This is a genomic window from Coleofasciculus sp. C1-SOL-03, from assembly GCF_040220555.1.
Lineage (GTDB): Bacteria > Cyanobacteriota > Cyanobacteriia > Cyanobacteriales > Coleofasciculaceae > Coleofasciculus.
Genome location: NZ_JAVJUO010000131.1, coordinates 119,542 through 137,277, shown reverse-complemented (window position 1 = coordinate 137,277; position 17,736 = coordinate 119,542). Strand labels below are relative to the sequence as shown.

Genomic DNA, 17,736 nt, shown 5'->3' with positions numbered 1-17,736 from the left:
TTCAGATACTCTGTTACCATGTATGGTGCTGAGAGCTACAGCAATCCTGAATACGGACTGAGACTCTAGGAGATGTTAGTCTGAAGTAGGGTTTTGATTATCTCTGCACCTCTATGTGTATCGGAATATTATACCACTTAATTGCCCAGGAGTTGAGACAAACCTCCCTGGGAGCCATCTTAATTATTCTCTTAGCTGTGCCAATAGCATCACTGGTGGGGTTAGGGGGATATTTGGCTTTTAGCAATGGACAGGCTGTCAATGAGGTAGCTTCTCAAGTATTATCTCACGAAAGTAGCGATCGCCCTCAGCCATCTCTCGCCCCTGAATCAGCGACTGCTCATCTCAGTCCAATCAGTTTACCCAATCGACCAACGATACACCCCGATCCAGTCAACTCGAACATTATCGATTTTATCGGCAATTTCTCTAGTCATTTAACTTTAGCTAAAACCAACAAATTTTTCCAGCATAATGCTATTAACACGCGCACGACGATTATTTTATGTCTAGGACTATTCGTGACCACGACAGGGATAATCATTTTGATCACACGTTGGCTAAGGAAGTCAACCTCCCAGTCGTTTAGCAAATCCCAAGACAATACTCGTGCTAAGGACTTATTTGAATCGATATTTAATGAATCGGCTGATGCGATTTTCCTCGTCAATGCTAAAACTTTGGTGATTTCAGATTGCAATCACCGTGCGGTGGAACTCTTTGAAGCCCACAGCAAGCAAGAATTACTCAATACCGAGGGGCATCTTCTCCAAAAAAAAAGATTTACGACCGGACAACTGCGTTCTATTGCCAATCAGGTTAAGCGCTACGGTTTTTGGCAACAAGAGTTAGAATATGTCAGTAAAAAAGGTAACGTATTTTGGGGCAACTTAGCCATTCGACAAATTGATGTGGCAGGTCAGCCAATGCATCTGGTGCGGGTGACTGATATTACCCCCCGCAAACAAGCCGAAGCCGCGCTACGGATTCGCCAACGCCAAGACGCCGCGATCGCACAACTGGGTCAAGAGGCATTAATTGAGGCAGATTTATCACTTTTAATGGATTGGACAGTCACTCTGGTTGCCCAAACGTTGAATGTAGACTATTGCCAAATTCTGGAACGTTTACCCAATGGAGAGGAATTGCGGCTTGTCGCCGGATTCGGTTGGCAAGCCGGATTAGTGGGTCAAGCCACCGTGAGTGCTGGCAAAGAGTCTCAAGCGGGTTATACCTTACTCTATAATGAACCGATTATTCTCACAGATTTAGACACAGAGACACGGTTTCAGGGTTCAGCTTTACTCCAGAATCATGGGGTGGTTAGTGGGATGAGTACGACAATTCCCGGTCAAAACCAACCCTTTGGCGTGTTAGGAGTTCATACCACTCAGACACGCCAATTCACGGACGATGATAGTTACTTTTTACAAGCCATTGCCAATATCATTGCCACAGCCATTGAACGCAAACGCACAGAAGAAGCCTTACGGGAGAGTGCGGTGCGGGAGAGGGCGATCGCGACAGTCTTGCAACGGATGCGTCAAACCCTGGATATTGACAAGATATTCACAGCGACAACAGAAGAATTGCGCCATGTCTTGAACTGCGATCGCGTCGCCATCTATCGGTTTAATCCGGATTGGAGTGGCGAGTTTGTCGCTGAGTCTGTGGCGGATGGCTGGGTGACGCTAACCATTGAACAGCAAAATAATCCGGATCTCAAAGCCGATGTTTTAGAAGAAGAACGTTGTACCCTCAAAACCTTGGATGGCTCAGAAAACCTCTCGATTTCAAGTTTCCATCCCCAACTTTATCCGCCCTATTCTTGTCCAAACCCTAACATTACCAATCTCCAATCCGATAACTCGCTACAGGATACCTATCTAAAAGAAACGCAAGGCGGGGCTTACAGCCAAGGTGCAAGTTATCGAGTTGTCGAAGATATTTATAATGCTGGATTTACGGACTGTTATATCGAACTCCTTGAACAATTTCAAGCCCGAGCCTACATTATTGCTCCCATATTTTGTGGTAAAAAACTTTGGGGATTACTCGCCACCTATCAAAACTCCAGTCCTCGCGCTTGGCGAAAATCGGAAATCAGTGTCGTGGTACAAATAGCCACTCAGTTTGGTGTCGCCGTACAGCAAGCACAATTATTACAGAAAACTCAGGAACAAGCGTTAGATCTAGAACTCACTTTAAATCAACTCAAACGCACCCAAGCCCAATTGGTTCATAGCGAAAAAATGTCCAGTCTGGGACAAATGGTGGCAGGTGTGGCACACGAAATCAACAATCCGGTTAGTTTTATTTATGGTAATTTGACTCCTGCGAAGGAATATGTTCAAGATTTAGTTCGTTTGATTCAAACTTATCAAAAGACCTATCCCACTCCCACAGCAGAACTTCAACAACTGATTGAAGAAATTGACCTAGACTTTCTGCTCGACGATTGGCAAAATTTGCTCAAATCCATGCAAATTGGCACTGATCGCATCCGTGCCATTGTTCTCTCGTTAAGAAACTTCTCCCGCTTGGATGAAAAAGAAATCAAGAAAGTTGATATTCATGAAGGCATTGATAATACCCTTTTAATTTTACAGCATCGGTTTAAAGCAGTGGGTAATGCCCAAGGGATTCAGGTGATTAAACACTATGGTCAACTCCCATTAGTCACCTGTTATGCCAGTCAATTAAATCAGGTATTTATGAATATCCTGAATAACGCGATCGATGCTTTAGAGAACCAACCATCACCACGAATAATTACTATCTCTACTGAAGTAGAAACTGGGAGCAAACAACCAACCACGGATGATGGAAGAGCGACAACCGACTTTATTGTTATCCGAATTGCCGACAATGGTTCGGGTATCAACGAAGATATTATGCCGAAAATATTTGACCCATTTTTCACCACTAAGCCTGTCGGTAGTGGTACAGGGTTAGGATTATCGATTAGTCATCAGATTGTCGTCGAAAAACACAAAGGGCAAATTTATTGCACTTCGACTCTTGAACAAGGCACCGAATTTATCGTAAAAATTCCATTGTGATTGGTCATTTGTCATTTGTCATTCGTCATTTGTCATTTGTCATTTGTCATTATCTTCCCCATTTTCCCCCTGCTTCCAGACGTAGCATGCTACGTCTCTACATTGCTTCCCCTGCTTCCCCTGCACCTTTACCGCCACCGCAATTGTAAATACCCGCGTTCAGGTTGCTGCAATTCCTCATCGGTTAACCAGTCCACAGGCTTATAAGTTCCGAAAACCCGATCCCACCAATCAACAGCTAAACCAAAATTGTGATGCCACATTTGATATTTGTGGTGGACATAGTGAACCGGCATTTTCATCCAGAAACACTTGGTTGGATTTTCGTGCTGTAACTGATGAGCATAGGCAGAAAAGGCAGCATAAAAAAGTCCACCCAGGAACCAACCGAGTCCAACTTGCCATGAATAGAAAAATAGGAGGCACATAACAATAAAGCTACCCCGCACATAATCCCGGAACTCCCACAGCACTCCCTGTCCTTCGTTGCGGCGGTGATGATCCCGGTGACGTTCACCAATGCGGGCATTCGCGTGCATCAAGCGATGCATCCAGTACTCCACGAAGGAAGCGAGGACAAATGCCAGAACAAAACAGATGATTAGGCTAATCAACTCTTTTTCCTCACACGTTCGACTAATGAATTGAGCGATAATTTGCTTATCAGTATATTATCGGTCATTTGTCATTTGTCATTTGTCTTTTGTTATGCTCCCTTCCCGAAAAGCACTCTAATCGGGGCGGGTTTAGTTATATCAGGGTGACAAGCAAATGTTAATGGTAAAACCCGCCCCTACAAAAGACGTTCCACGGTCACGTCAGTACAATTTCTCCCCCATCTCCCTCATCTTCCTCATCTCCCCCATCTTCCCTACCCCTGTGCTAAATTCCGGGGTGGAACCGTTCGCCCTTCGTAAAATCGCCGTTCCAGCCTACCCAATCCGAACCAGCCGAAGCCAGCAATTAACGCGACTCCACTGGAGACAATGGCGGCTACCGTTGCCGTTTTATCAAAAAATAGCGCCAGTAATGGGATAATCGCCCAAGCCATTGCCCCTACAACCGCAACCCCTCTACGAATCTGGCGAATTCTAGCTAAGGCAGTGTTGCAACTTTTACACTTGACGGTATGAGAGTGATAGCGATCCAGCAACGTCTCCTGTGATAATCGGGGAGGTAAGGGTTGGTCTGGGAATGGGTCTGCATTGTACTGATTCACCCACTGGCGCAACTCAAACACAAACCGATCAGCTTTAGTGGGTAAGTAAAACGCTTTGCTGAAATTGGCACTTCCGCCTTTGGATTCCAGGTAACGTTCCTGATAATGGAGAAAAATTTGGTCATCTTCCAAAACCCCATTCTGCCCAATGTGAGAATACCAGCGAGGCGTGAGTTTAATGAAGAAACCGGGGAGTTTGGAGGCAAATTTAAAGGGAAAACGAGCAAATAGACGACATTCTCCCTTGCGAATCGGTGTCGCATACACCACCGTCATGGTTCTGCCAAATTGTTTCGAGGTGAGGTCATGCCACATTAATGTGGGGGCAATAAAGGTGGTGTCTTGGCGTCCTAGGGTTCCTTTACGGGGTCCTTGTTCCCAAACCCCTTTAAACCCCTGTTCCCCGGATTCCGTAACCTCTAGCTCAACCGGATTGGCGTAGGCGCGATCGCTCACCGAGCGATGATGGGTAAAGGGAACGTGGCTTACATCTAGCACGTTTTCCAGCAATGTTAAGGCATCATAGGGCAAGTCCCGAAACGTGTCAATACAAACCCATCCCTCTGGGGAATCCTTTAAGGGTTCGACGATAGGAACCTTGACATTGGGCGCGTTTTCTGGATTGCCGGGGTAAACAAATAATAGCCCTTGACATTCAGTCGTGGGTAAGGCGTTAACACAGGCGCGTTGAGAGGTTTGGGCGCTACTGTCTTCGGTTTGTTGGGGAATGCGATCGCACGTTCCTTCTCCGGTGAATGCCCAACCATGATAAGGACATTCCAGCAGCCCATCTTCAGCAATCCTACCTTGTGACAGGGGAGCAAGTCGATGAGGGCATTGATCGTCAAAGACACGCCAGCGATCGGCAACTTTATCCCACCAAATCACTAAATCTCGACCCAGCAGCGTGAATTGCGTGGGTTGGGACTGATCGAGATCCTTTAGGTAATGAACCGGATACCAGGCTTCTGTGTGATCGAAGGAATGGGTCATGAGTTAGGCGACAGGAAATTAAAGGCTCCATATTTTATGGTATTGCTGTCTTAAGTGGAATGTCACTGACTTTAGAGTTTGTAGTAAGCGCTAAAGCGCTTCTGGCACGCTTCGTGCCTACTACGAACCCAGCTTAAGTCAGTGGCATTCGTCTTAAGTGGAATAGCACTCGGACGCCAGAAAATAAATGTGTTGGCTAAAAGCGCAAGTTCACGCTTAGTGGACAAAAACTCTGAATCAGTCAGCTTTAGCTGACTTTTGCTTTTGGTTCCTTGGGTTTGAACCCAAGGCAGTTTAACGTCAAGACTCCCCGCGTAGCGCTATATTACATTTTGCTGATAATCTTCTGCACAATCTGCATTCCCGTCACCGCTTGCCAGCCAAACAGTCCTAAAAGCGCCGCATTCAGGGCAATATGGCTATAACGTGCCCACATTTGTCCTTTTTGCATGAATGGTGTCAGAGACGCTGAGGTGGCAATGATGGCAGTCATACTTAAGCCAACCAGCAAGTGGGGACCGAAAAACAACTTGCCGTTGTTGATATAAGTCACCGCCATTGCCCCGACAGTGCTAATCACCATAAAGGCTAACAGGGCTGAACCAATTTGATGGTGTTTGATATTGTATTTGCCCTTGACTAGCTCTTTGCGGAGTTCACCTTCTGCCGTTCTCGTCTGTTGAATTTTGATCCCCAGATACAGGGCATAAATGGCAGTTGCCAGCAAGAGCCACATCACTATAGGGTGAAAGAATTGGGAGTAAACTTTAATCGGTTCTGGGATGTCGAAGTTCATAAGCTTATTGGAGCAGTTTTAATATAGTGACAAAAGTTAACATAGCATAGCTGCGGTTTCGTCTAAAGTCTGATAACGAAACTGGCTTCCCTCCCAAGAGGTAGATTTCCCCTGCAATTAGACAACAGCGATGATCCAAAACACTGATGGCTTACTGCTCAAAGCCGCCCAAAGTGGTAACTTGACCCAAATCAAAACCCTGCTGAGTCAGGGGGTGAATATCGATGCAACCGATCGCGATGGCACAACAGCATTGATGATCGCCGCTCAACGAGGTTATACCGAAATCGTGCGATCGCTCATTGCCGCAGGTGCTACTGTGAACCTGCCGCGAAAACGGTATAGGTTAACCGCACTTATGCTAGCCGTCGCCGCGAATCAGGTGGATGCAGTGGAAACCTTAATCGCGGCGGGTGCGGATGTTAACGCCAAGAATGAGGATGGTAGCACGGCGCTGATGGTAGCGGCACATAAAGGTCATTTCACACTGGTGCAACGGTTATTAGCAGCAGGTGCCGATGTCAATATTCAAGACAAAGATAACGATAACGCCCTGAAGCTAGCGGCGGAAAGTGGTCATATCCAAATTGTCAACCTCTTACTTGAAGCTGGGGCAGATGGCACACTCAGTTCAGAGGCATTGCTGCTGGCGGCGAGTGAGGGTCATACTCAGATGGTGAACCGATTGCTGGAGGGTGAGTTTGATGCCAATACTCGCAACGTTGATGGCAGAACCGCACTCATCCAGGCAGCGGAGTTAGGCTATTTACCGATTATTCAGTCCTTGTTGGCGCATGGTGCTGATGTCAATTTGCCAGATGAGGATGGTGAAACGGCGCTGACGTTAGCGGCGGATCAAGGGCATAGGTTGGTGGTTCAGGCTTTAGTCGCGGCGGGTGCGGATGTAAATCACCCCAATCCCAGGGGGGGAACGGCGCTAATGGCGGCAGCAGCCGGGGGTCATTGTGACATTGTGCGGGCATTACTGGAGGCGGGGGCAGAGATTAATCTCCAGGATGCGGATGGGGAGACAGCCTTGCATTTAGCCTCGGTAGAAGGGCATACGGAGGTTGTGGAGACGTTACTCCAGCGTAACGCTAACGTAGACCTGAAAAATAAGCTCGGTGACACCCCACTGATGCTAGCCGCTTTACATGGTCACACAGAGATTGCGATCGCGCTAGTGCAACATGGTGCTGACGTAAATGCCACCAACCAAGGTGAAACCCCACTCACCCTTGCCCTATCTCAGGGATACCCCGAAACGGTAACAGTATTGCTCAAAGCGGGGGCAAATGCCAATCTGACCGATATAAAAGGGAAAACCCTGTTAATGAAGGTGGCTGATCAAGGGGATAGTGAACTGATACGCTCATTATTAGCATCCGGGGTTGATGTGAATCAGCGAGATAGTGCGGGGGCGACAGCCTTAATGTGGGCAGCCCATCGGGGTTATATTCCCGCCGTGAAATGTTTATTAGACGCAGGTGCAGATGTCACCCTCAAAAATCGGGGGGGCTATACGGCGATGATGATTGCTGAATTTAATGGGTATGCGGAAGTCGTGGGAGTTCTGAAAGCAGCAGGGGTGGTGGAGTAAAAAGGGATAGGGGAGATGGGGAAGATGGGGGAGAGTAGGGGCGGGTTTAGGGACTAATATTGGTTGTTATCCCTAGCTTGGCGGCAAAACCCGCCCTGTGTGTAGGGGTAGGTTTGATCTACTAACGGGAAGGTTTTTCACCCTGATATCACTAAACCCGCCCCGATAGAGTGCAAGAAATATTCGACAAATGACAAATGACGAATGACGAATAACAAAAAGATTTTACCTCTTGGTTTATTGTCAATAACTTTTGTTATCTACGGACAACCCAGAACTAATATCGTACCTGGGCAAGAGGTATACAGCACTACATATTATATAGCGGTGGATTGCCAGAATCAGATTTATCAGGTGCGCTTTGTGCGGTTTCTGGATGCTAACGGACAAACAATTGAAGATTATAACTATGGAGAAGATGGCAGAGGAGGTATACCTGAACCCGGTTCTGCCGCAGAAGCTTCACTCAAGTTTGTTTGCTCAAAGTAATATCGCGGTTTTCTGGGAGCATCCCATTTTGGAAACAACATTACCTAAAACAATGGTATTTCAATAGTTTCAGCCAGGATTTTTTTTAGGCTAAAGCCCTGGCTACAGACTTAACTGGGTAAGGCTACAATAGTACCATAGAATTGGCGAGATTTCTGAGCGCACGTCAGTAGGGCGCACGTCAGTGCGCCCCTACGTTATGGCATAAAAATAAATGAACTAACACGATTTTTCCTTCCTCAATTAACTCAACTCAATGGACTTAGTGATATGATCCAACAATTGCAAACTGATTCAGCCACCGATATTATCTACCCTGACAGCGATGGGCAACCTATGGCAGACAACACCAAACAATTTCGCTGGATTGTGACAGTTAAAGAAAATATAGAAATATTATTTGCGGCTAATGCTGATGTATTCGTAGCTGGCGATTTACTTTGGTATCCTGTTCAGGGAAAACCCAAAGCTTGCCAAGCCCCTGATGTGATGGTTGTCTTCGGTAGACCGAAAGGTGACAGAGGTTCCTATCAGCAATGGCGAGAAGAGAATATTGTCCCCCAGGTTGTCTTTGAGATTCTCTCCCCAGGAAACCGTGCCAAAAAGATGGCAGAAAAACTCTTATTCTATCAACGTTACGGTGTTGAAGAATATTACATTTATGATCCAGATGACATCGAATTAACTGGCTTATTGCGGTCTGGAGAATGGTTAGACCCCATTGAAGATATGAATGGATGGGTCAGTCCACGATTAGGAATACGGTTTGAACTCACCCCTGATACCCTGGTCATTTATCGCCCCGATGGACAACGATTTCTTACTCCAGTTGAACTCGATCATCTCCGAGAACAGGAACGTCAACGGGCAGAAGAAGAACGTCAACGCGCCGAGGAAGAACGTCAACGCGCCGAGGAAACAATGGCTCAATTGGAACAAGAACAACAGCGCTATCAAGCGTTGATGGAGAAATTACGATCTAGAGGAATTGACCCAGAACAATTGTAAGTGTGGTTCACTCAGACAAATTTAAACGAAAGTTGAGCGCAGTCCCCATCTAAAATCACAAGATTTAGATGGGGTTAGCGAAGTTATATCAACACTCAATTAACGTTGTTCAGCTGGACCCTCTGTTGCACCAGAAACAGCTTTCCAAGCTGTTAATCCGCCTTTGAGAACCGATACAGACTCAAAACCCGCTTCCCGCAGTTTGGATGCGGCTTCATTGCTTTGTTGATCATTGTCACCGTAGACATAGATCTCACGTTGCGGTTCGAGACTGGCGGTGGCGCGATCGCTGAGTTCATCGATTGGCATGGGAATCGCCCCCATGATCCGCCCTTGGTTAAAGGCACCGCGATCGCGAACATCCAAAATCGTCAAAGCGGGTTCACCCCATTGGAGGCGGGATTTAACGGCTTGAGCGCTAGACTCTGGCATCTGTTGGGGTGGTGGGGTAGGAATTGCCTCATTCACATTTTCTTTTGCCTCGGCGATGGGGTTCGTTGTTTGTGGGTCTGACATAATAGTTGTGTAGTGATAAGTCCTAATTACCTCACCATAATCACAATTTCCTCTTGTAAACCTCTTTCTTTAGACGTAAGGTTTCCCAATCCGGGCAACCTGATGAGTATAAATGCTTAGGCTTCCTTAACCAAATAGCTGGCGGCTAATTCATTTGGACTGATCTGTTCATAAGGTTCAAAGGGTTGATGAATCCAGGGATTGTCGGGTAAATAGTCCACGTAATAATCCGGGGTAATCAGGGAGTGAGCTTTGTACCACAGAACCGCCGTGCGAATCTCCTCCAGTTCATTCCCATAGCGTTCCTCTAGCCAATTCATCGATTCCCGTAGGCTAACGCCGGAATCCACTAAATCATCCACCAGCAGCACGCAACTCCCCAGGGTTTCCGTTGTCATCGTCAGATGGTGGGAAAAGGTGATGTCACCTCGGACACGGTTTTGGGAACCCCCATAAGAGGATGCAGCAAGAATCCCTAAGGGTTTATCATAAATTCGGCAGAGGATATCCCCGACTCGTAATCCTCCCTTAGCAATGCAGACAATTTGGTTAAACTCCCAGTTGGCTTGATAAATCTTGACGGCTAGGCGTTCAATTTTTTTATGGTATTCTGACCAAGTGACATATAGGTCTGACATAAGTATCGTCCAGTAAAGGGTCAATCGGGATAGAATGGTTCCCTTAAATCCTAAATAGGAAACCGGGAACAGGAAACGGAAAACAGTAGGAAAGTGGTTCAAGTGTTTTTTGTGTCATTAGCAACTAGCCTAGTATTTCATGCCTGATTGGGACATGCTATATAAGTTATAAATGTGACGCCAAAAAAATACCCTATTCCAACTTTTGCCCACTTTCTCTATTTATTGATTACCTAAACGCTTTTCTAGAAACTGTAATATAAGTTACACTTAAACGAGAGTTGGGGAGACATTTAAACGTGACCTATCGAATTTTAAGCTTAGATGGTGGAGGCATTCGCGGCATTATCTCAGCCGTCATTTTAGCAGAAGTTGAACGAATTCTCAACCAACCATTAAACCAATATTTCGATTTGATTGCCGGAACCTCTACCGGTTCAATCCTCGCCTCAGCGATTGCCACGGGACGCCAAAGCCAGGAGATTATCAGGCTCTATCGAGGCAAAGGGGCAAGAATTTTTCCTTATCAAGGTCGTTTTTCCCCCCGGCGGTTGGGATTAGTGTTTCAATACGGTCTTTCCGCACCGCTCTACCCAGACGATGGCTTAATTCAAGTGTTACAAGAAGAGTTTGGCTCAACCCGGTTATCGGATATTGAGAACTCTCTGCAACTGATGATTATTGCCTACGATACCATGGGGCGAAAACCAATTGTATTCAAAAGTTGGCGTCAAGACCAAGATTTTTTCACGATTCCTTTATGGGAAGCCTGCGTCTGTTCCTCCTCTGCACCCACCTATTTCCCGGCTCACCTTTTACAAACATCGACTCGACAATATTCGGTCATTGATGGTGGCGTTGGTGCCAATAATCCGGCGGCGGCGGCTCTGGCAGAAGCCCTACGATTAAATTATTCAATTCAAGACATTTCTGTACTCTCAATTGGTACTGGAAGTTCTGAGCGTCCATTTCCCTGGAATGAGACACGCGGTTGGGGATTGGCACAATGGGGATGGAAAGGACGCCTGATTGATGTATTATTTGATGCCTCTTCTGATATTCACGATTACATTACTCGGCAGATCCTGAGTTCTCAGGACTTAGATAATCGTGACTTTCAGCGCTACCTCCGTCTCCAACCCGATATTATGAATTTTGAGATCGACAACGCCAGTCCGGAAAATATTGCTAATCTTACCATGTTTGCCCGAAATTACATTGCTGACAATCAACAGAGGCTGAAAGATTTTTTAACAAGTGATAAGTAGAGACATGTCCTGGCATCTCTGTCAAAAGCATGCTCCCTTTAGCCACTGTAGGGGCGGGTTTAGGGACTCAATCTAGCTAGTTACCCACAACTGAACAAAAAAACTGCCCTTATTCATAAGCAATAAGCCAGTAGGGGCGGGTTTAGGGACTCAATCTAGCTAGTTACCCACAACTGATCAACAAAACCCGCCCTTGTTCATAAGTTATCAAATAATCGAGTAATGACACCCAAAGCCCGTAAACAGTTCGCTCAACATTGGCTGCGTAGTGAAAAAGCCCTAAATCAAATCGTGAAAGCAGCCGACTTGCAGCCGAGCGATCGCCTGCTGGAAATTGGTCCGGGAACGGGTGTGCTGACACGGCGACTCTTGGCGGAGGTGGAGTCAGTGGTGGCGGTTGAGATTGACCGGGATTTATGTCAACGTTTGGTTAAAAGCTTCGGTCAAAACGAAAATTTTTTACTCTTACAAGGGGATATTCTCTCCCTGAACTTACACCAGCATCTCACCGCCTTTGAGAAATTCCAGCATCCGAATAAAGTTGTTGCTAATATTCCCTACAACATTACCGGTCCAATTTTGCAAACGCTGCTGGGAACCATCGCCCAACCTGTTAATCCCGCCTTTGAGTTAATCGTACTCTTAGTGCAAAAAGAAGTGGCACAACGATTATGTGCGAAACCGGGTTCTAAGGCATTTGGCGCATTATCAGTGCGAGTACAATATCTGGCAGACTGTGACTGGATTTGTGATGTCCCAGCCATTGCCTTTTCCCCACCCCCCAAAGTTGACTCCGCTGTTGTCCGCTTGCGTCCCCGCCTTATCGCCCCTTCAGCCGATAACCCCCAACAGCTAGAAACCTTAGTCAAGCTGGGTTTTGCCAGTAAGCGGAAAATGTTGCGAAATAACCTCAAATCCGTATGCGATCGCGATAAAATTAACCAATTACTCGAACAAGTAGACAGTCATCCCCAAGCCCGTGCGGAAGACTTGAGCGTTAGCCAATGGGTTGCTCTGGCTAATCGCTTAAATGGGACAGTAGGGGAAGCAGGGGAAGCAGGGGGAGCTGGGGGAGCAGAGGGAGCTGGGGAAGCAGGGGAAGCAGGGGGAGCAGAGGAAGCAGGGGGAGCAGAGGAAGCAGGGGGAGCTGGGAGAGCAGGGAATTGACTGATGGATTATGTCTACAAGCTGCACGAGTGATCCATTTAATAGTAATTTATAATTCATAATTTATAACTCATCATTCCCATGCGTTCCTATTCCCTAATCGCCCCTGCCAAAATTAATCTGTATCTGGAAATACTAGGCGATCGCGCCGATGGGTATCATGAACTGGCGATGATCCTGCAAAGCATTGAACTCGCTGATCAAGTGAGTGTCCGGGCTATTGGGACTCAAACTATTCAAATTCACTGCGATCACCCGCAAGTCCCCCTGGATCAAACGAATTTGGCTTACCGGGCGGTGGATTTGATGAGTCAACAGTTTCCCGATTGCTGGGCGCAGTTTGGCGGTGTGGAAGTCACGATTAAAAAGAAGATTCCCGTCGCGGCTGGATTAGCCGGAGGATCAACCAATGCTGCTGCTGTGTTGGTAGGATTAGATATGCTTTGGCAATTGGGACTCACGCAGCCAGAATTACAAGAGTTAGCGGCGAAACTGGGTTCAGATGTACCATTTTGTCTAGCAGGAGGAACCGCGATCGCAACCGGGCGAGGCGAAGAACTTGATCCCTTACCCAGTCTGGATTCGTTCTATGTCGTATTAGCCAAACATCAAAATTTAGCTGTTTCTACAGCTTGGGCGTATCAAACCTATCGGACTCAGTTTAGCCATACTTATGGGCGTTCTGAGGGAGTCAATAAATCCACAACAACTGAAACAATAGATACCCCCACTCGCGTGCATTCGGGTTCTATGGTTCAGGCTATTTTAAATAAAAATGTAGCTAAAATTGGTCAACTGCTATACAACGATTTGGAGCAAGTTGTACTCCCGAACTATCCCCAAGTCTTGCAACTGCGGCAAGCCTTTGAAAATTGTGGTGCATTAGGCACAATGATGTCCGGTTCGGGTCCTACAGTATTCGCTCTTTGTCAGTCTCAGGAACAAGCCCAAGCGCTTTTACAACACGTCCAGTCAGAAATCCCTGATCCAAATTTAGGGTTTTGGGTGACGAAGTTTGCCAGCCATGGGATTCAGATTGTCTCCTAATAATGATTTCGAGAGAACAGGGAACAGGAAATGGGGAAGTAGGAGATGTAGAAACGTAGTAGGAGATGTAGAGACGTAGCATGCTACGTCTCTACAGTTAGGGCGAATTTTGCTTATAACTTATGACTTATTGTATTAAACCGGGATGCCTGACACCAGAAAACATCGATTCCGCTCACTTTTGTCAAACCTGTGGGGAACAGTTACGCCTAAAAGAACGCTACCGCCCTCTACGCCCCCTCGGTAGCGGTGGATTTGGTAGAACCTTTTTGGCAGTTGACGAAGATATTCCCAGTCAACCCTATTGTGTGATCAAACAACTTTATCTGGAAAACTCCGAGCCAGAAACCTTCCCAAAAGCCAAAGAACTGTTTCACCAAGAAGCCATCCGTTTAGATGAATTGGGCAAGCATCCGCAAATTCCCGCACTTCTGGCACATTTTGAACAGAATCAACAACTTTATTTAATTCAAGACTTTATTCCGGGGCTAACCTTGAGCGAGGAGTTAAACCAAGAGGGACATTACAACGAAGCGCAAATTTGGGAATTCTTGCGCGAACTATTACCCTTAATTCGCTATATTCATTCCCATCGTGTACTGCATCGAGATATCAAACCCGCCAATATTATCCGCCGCCAAGATGACGGTAAATTAGTGTTAATTGATTTTGGCGTTGCCAAATTGCTGACGGATACCGCCTTGCTGCAAACGGGTACAATTATTGGTAGCCCGGAATATATGGCTCCCGAACAACTCAAAGGTAAAGCATTTTGGGCAAGTGATCTGTATAGTGTGGGAGTAACTTGCCTTTATCTAATGACTCAGGTATCTCCCTTTGACCTGTATGATACATTCAACGAAACCTGGGCGTGGCGGGATTTCTTACCCCCTGGAACCCAGATTAGCGATCGCCTAGGCAAAATCCTGGATCAGTTAACTCATTCTAGTCTCAAACAACGCTATCAATCGGCTGATGAGGTAATCGCGGATTTGACACCTGCTATATCTCCTCCCGTCGGCACTCATTTTATCAACTTTCGGCAACCCAAAACCCGCAAAACTAAACGAAATCGTCTCGCCTCAGAAGTGGGAATTGACTATCAGCGGTTAAAGCAACTCTTAGCCACCCATAAATGGCAAAAAGCCGATGAAGAAACCTGGATGATATTGGGTCAAGCCTGTGGCAAATTCCCCGGTTATTATCTGAAGTTGGATGATATCCAAGAATTACCCTGTGAAGACTTGCATACCCTGGATCAGCTATGGGTGAAATACAGTAAACACCATTTTGGCTTTACGGTGCAACGTCGCATCTATCAAGAGGTTGAAGCTGATTATCCCAGTTTCTGCGATCGCGTGGGTTGGTCGATTCACAATCCTCGCGTTCCGGATACAGCCTATCAATTTAATCTTAAATCTCCCGCCGGACATCTACCATCCCGTCGCTGGGTGGGAGGATATTACGACTGGTGGCGTCATGCTGAAGCGATCGCGACTAAGTTGGAACAATGTGGTTTGTAGTAGGGGCTTTAGCCTTAGAGCATCAGCCTAATTTCTCCCTTTTGGGGGACGATCTGGACACCAAAATCTTGATACCAAAGAGGATAGGCTCGGATGCTTTTCTCGGATCATACCCCGACCTGATCTGAACAAGCAAAAAACTCCGATAACCATTGCAGTGTAAAGACTATGGAGAATAAAATTATGAATACCCAAGATCAAGCACGGAAACTTGCCACTCAAGAACGTCTCGCCGACGAACAATTGAAACAAAACATGCTCAACCGTGCAGAAGCAGAAGTCGAAGCGCCCTCTGCTGATACCCCGACTCAAGAACAAAGCCGAGAATCAGCAGCCCAGCAGCGTGAGGAAAGTGAACACTTGCAAGAAACCATGCAGAGTCGCGCTGAAGCCAACACACCCTAATGTTGTCGGCTGAATTTCTGAAACGTAGTGGCGTGGCACACCTTAATTGGTGGATTAGAATTGTAGGGGCGCATGGCGTGCGCCCGGTTTAAACGTCAAATCTATTCCACAATTTTAGCTGTGTCAGTCCAGTAGTGGCGTGGCACACCCTATTTGATGAATTAGAATTACGCCCGGAAACTGTAGGGGCGCAAAGACTTGCGCCCGATTCAATGGTCAAATCTATTCCACAATTTTAGCTGTGTCAAGCCAGTAGTGTGACACACCTGAATTGATGGTTAAAAATTGGGTTCGCAGTAGGGAACCTTAGCCCTAGATTTTATTGGGTTTCCTATGTCAACCCAACCTACAACCTATTGCACCATTTTAGCTGTGCCACGCCAGTAGACTAAGCCTTCTCAAAAAGCACTATCATGTCTGCTGAAATTCCCACCACTGTTAAATATCTCATTTTAATTTAATAGGAAGGGCGGGTTTTGTTGAGAGGTTATCGGTAGATAGCAAAATTAAACAGCTAAACCCGCCCCTACAAATAACAATGACAAATGACGCTCCCTACCATTCAATTTAAATTTCCCCACCTATTATATTATAAATGTTGACCCAATTCCTGTCGCAGGCGATAGAGAATCATATCCGGTTCAACTTGACTGAGAATATCTTGAATCACCGTACTCGCACCTAAAGGTCCCCAAGTGCAGCCTTGTTCCAGATACACTTGCGCCGCATGACCAACCGTATACGCGCCATACCCGGCAATCCCAGCTTGAGTCACGGCGGTTCCAGCAAAAGCCGTGACTCCGCCAATACTGGCAACAGCTGAGGCACTTTTACCCATTCCCAACAGCGCACTACTTCCCAGTTCACCCAACAGTAAACCACCGGAACTAATTAATAGTTTGCGCCATAACTTTCCCGCTTCATAACTCGTCATCGGTAAACCGTAGAGTCGCGATAAGGAACGAATCAGTGCCAAGTCTGCTACAGTTCCCCCTAAGATATCCAACAGACCAATCGGATTCAGCGCCACTGCCAAGGCTTTATACTTAGCAAAGCGCCAGATTAAATCTTCGGCGTCTGCCTTACGTTGTGCCACAGTTTTCTGGGCAATGCTAACTTGGGCAGTTCGGGCTTGGAATAGGGCATTCAGTGCCAAGAGCGATCGCCCTTCGCGATTGAGTATCCTTAAAATGGCTTGCTGCAACTCATCTACCTGCGGCGGTAGGGTTTCCCATTCATAACTGACGGTTCCATCGGGCAATTCTACCCGCACTGGTATGGGAGACGGTTCTGCGGCGACCCGAACAATCTCCTCTGGTGATAACATCTTTTGTAAGCGGCGATCGCGGGGAGTCCCTGTACCCAGTTCTTGCAGTTGCTGGTAAATCGCCTCTCTATCTTGTTCCGGATACAAATCAACTTTGTTAAATACCAGAATCAGTGGCTTTTGGGCTTGTCGCAGTTCCGACAACGCCTGATACTCCGTGCGGGTAATATCCCCAGCCACGACAAATAAAATTAAATCCGCCTCAGACGCCACCTGTTGCGCCATCTGCGCCCGTGCTTCTCCCTGAACTTCATCCAATCCCGGTGTATCAATTAACTCAACCTGTACTTTCCCCTCACCACCAGGCGTCCAACGTACCGACTTGGGCCACTGGGTTACCCCATGCAGAGGACCCGTTTGCAAGATTTTCTGACCCAACAATGCATTGACAACAGCCGATTTGCCGCGACTGACTAAACCAAAGGTAGCAATGCGAATCACGCCAACTTCAAGTTTGTCTAAGCTAAACTGCAATACCTCTAGTTCATTCTGGAGGGCAGCTTGCAGTTCCACATCGGGAAGGGGGCGGCGGTGATGCAGGTTGTTGTACCAGAATAAAGTATGCCGCAAACTGGCACGAGCGCGGTGAATATAGTAGTCTTGGCGATTGCGACTGGGTTTAGGGGAAGGGGATGGTGATTGACTCAAGGTTAGATGGGAAAGGATGGGCTACAGATC

At 46.7% G+C, this 17,736-nt stretch carries 15 protein-coding genes; 9 read left to right on the top strand and 6 right to left on the bottom strand.

Annotation, left to right across the window (positions count from 1 at the left end; all coding sequences use genetic code 11):
* Positions 1-113: 113 nt before the first annotated feature.
* A complete protein-coding gene (locus RIE73_RS20795; RefSeq protein WP_446402991.1) occupies positions 114-3,062 on the top strand; it encodes a GAF domain-containing sensor histidine kinase in 2,949 nt (982 codons plus the stop codon).
* A gap of 128 nt (positions 3,063-3,190) precedes the next feature.
* Here the strand turns inward: RIE73_RS20795 and RIE73_RS20790 are convergent, their stop codons facing one another.
* From RIE73_RS20790 to RIE73_RS20780, 3 genes are all read right to left on the bottom strand, one after another.
* Positions 3,191-3,676: a sterol desaturase family protein gene (locus tag RIE73_RS20790; RefSeq protein WP_446402990.1), complete on the bottom strand. Its 486-nt coding sequence runs from the start codon at positions 3,674-3,676 to the stop codon at positions 3,191-3,193.
* Between the two features lie 257 nt (positions 3,677-3,933).
* A complete protein-coding gene (locus RIE73_RS20785) occupies positions 3,934-5,274 on the bottom strand; it encodes an aromatic ring-hydroxylating dioxygenase subunit alpha (RefSeq protein ID WP_446402989.1) in 1,341 nt (446 codons plus the stop codon).
* Positions 5,275-5,599: 325 nt separating this feature from the next.
* Complete coding sequence (locus RIE73_RS20780) at positions 5,600-6,070, bottom strand: DUF4079 domain-containing protein (RefSeq protein WP_446402988.1); 471 nt, start codon at positions 6,068-6,070, stop codon at positions 5,600-5,602.
* Positions 6,071-6,200: 130 nt separating this feature from the next.
* Between RIE73_RS20780 and RIE73_RS20775 the strand changes: the two genes are divergently transcribed.
* The 3 genes from RIE73_RS20775 to RIE73_RS20765 all read left to right on the top strand — a co-directional run bounded on the left by RIE73_RS20775 (position 6,201) and on the right by RIE73_RS20765 (position 9,167).
* Complete coding sequence (locus RIE73_RS20775) at positions 6,201-7,670, top strand: ankyrin repeat domain-containing protein (RefSeq protein WP_446402987.1); 1,470 nt, start codon at positions 6,201-6,203, stop codon at positions 7,668-7,670.
* Between the two features lie 204 nt (positions 7,671-7,874).
* Positions 7,875-8,159, top strand: a complete 285-nt coding sequence (locus tag RIE73_RS20770) for a hypothetical protein (protein ID WP_446402986.1) — start codon at positions 7,875-7,877, stop codon at positions 8,157-8,159.
* 270 nt (positions 8,160-8,429) lie between these two features.
* Positions 8,430-9,167 (top strand): Uma2 family endonuclease, encoded by a 738-nt coding sequence (locus RIE73_RS20765; RefSeq protein WP_446402985.1) that lies wholly within the window; start codon positions 8,430-8,432, stop codon positions 9,165-9,167.
* A gap of 99 nt (positions 9,168-9,266) precedes the next feature.
* Here RIE73_RS20765 and RIE73_RS20760 read toward each other — a convergent pair whose 3' ends face one another.
* Positions 9,267-9,683 (bottom strand): rhodanese-like domain-containing protein, encoded by a 417-nt coding sequence (locus RIE73_RS20760; protein WP_446402984.1) that lies wholly within the window; start codon positions 9,681-9,683, stop codon positions 9,267-9,269.
* Between the two features lie 116 nt (positions 9,684-9,799).
* Complete coding sequence (locus RIE73_RS20755) at positions 9,800-10,321, bottom strand: phosphoribosyltransferase (protein WP_446402983.1); 522 nt, start codon at positions 10,319-10,321, stop codon at positions 9,800-9,802.
* Between the two features lie 299 nt (positions 10,322-10,620).
* On the opposite strand from RIE73_RS20755, the gene RIE73_RS20750 reads away from it, so the two are divergent.
* The 5 genes from RIE73_RS20750 (at position 10,621) to RIE73_RS20730 (ending at position 15,731) form a co-directional block, all read left to right on the top strand.
* Positions 10,621-11,589 carry a CBASS cGAMP-activated phospholipase gene (locus RIE73_RS20750; protein ID WP_446402982.1) on the top strand — a complete coding sequence of 323 codons (969 nt, stop codon included), beginning with the start codon at positions 10,621-10,623 and terminating at the stop codon, positions 11,587-11,589.
* Between the two features lie 222 nt (positions 11,590-11,811).
* Positions 11,812-12,756, top strand: coding sequence for a 16S rRNA (adenine(1518)-N(6)/adenine(1519)-N(6))-dimethyltransferase RsmA (gene rsmA, locus RIE73_RS20745; RefSeq protein ID WP_446402981.1), 945 nt, complete (start codon positions 11,812-11,814; stop codon positions 12,754-12,756).
* A gap of 81 nt (positions 12,757-12,837) precedes the next feature.
* Positions 12,838-13,803 (top strand): 4-(cytidine 5'-diphospho)-2-C-methyl-D-erythritol kinase, encoded by a 966-nt coding sequence (gene ispE / locus RIE73_RS20740; RefSeq protein ID WP_446402980.1) that lies wholly within the window; start codon positions 12,838-12,840, stop codon positions 13,801-13,803.
* A 122-nt stretch (positions 13,804-13,925) separates the two neighbouring features.
* A complete protein-coding gene (locus tag RIE73_RS20735) occupies positions 13,926-15,326 on the top strand; it encodes a protein kinase domain-containing protein (protein ID WP_446402979.1) in 1,401 nt (466 codons plus the stop codon).
* A gap of 183 nt (positions 15,327-15,509) precedes the next feature.
* Positions 15,510-15,731, top strand: a complete 222-nt coding sequence (locus RIE73_RS20730) for a hypothetical protein (RefSeq protein ID WP_446402978.1) — start codon at positions 15,510-15,512, stop codon at positions 15,729-15,731.
* 589 nt (positions 15,732-16,320) lie between these two features.
* Here RIE73_RS20730 and RIE73_RS20725 read toward each other — a convergent pair.
* Positions 16,321-17,706 carry a GTP-binding protein gene (locus tag RIE73_RS20725; RefSeq protein ID WP_446402977.1) on the bottom strand — a complete coding sequence of 462 codons (1,386 nt, stop codon included), beginning with the start codon at positions 17,704-17,706 and terminating at the stop codon, positions 16,321-16,323.
* Positions 17,707-17,736: the final 30 nt, after the last annotated feature.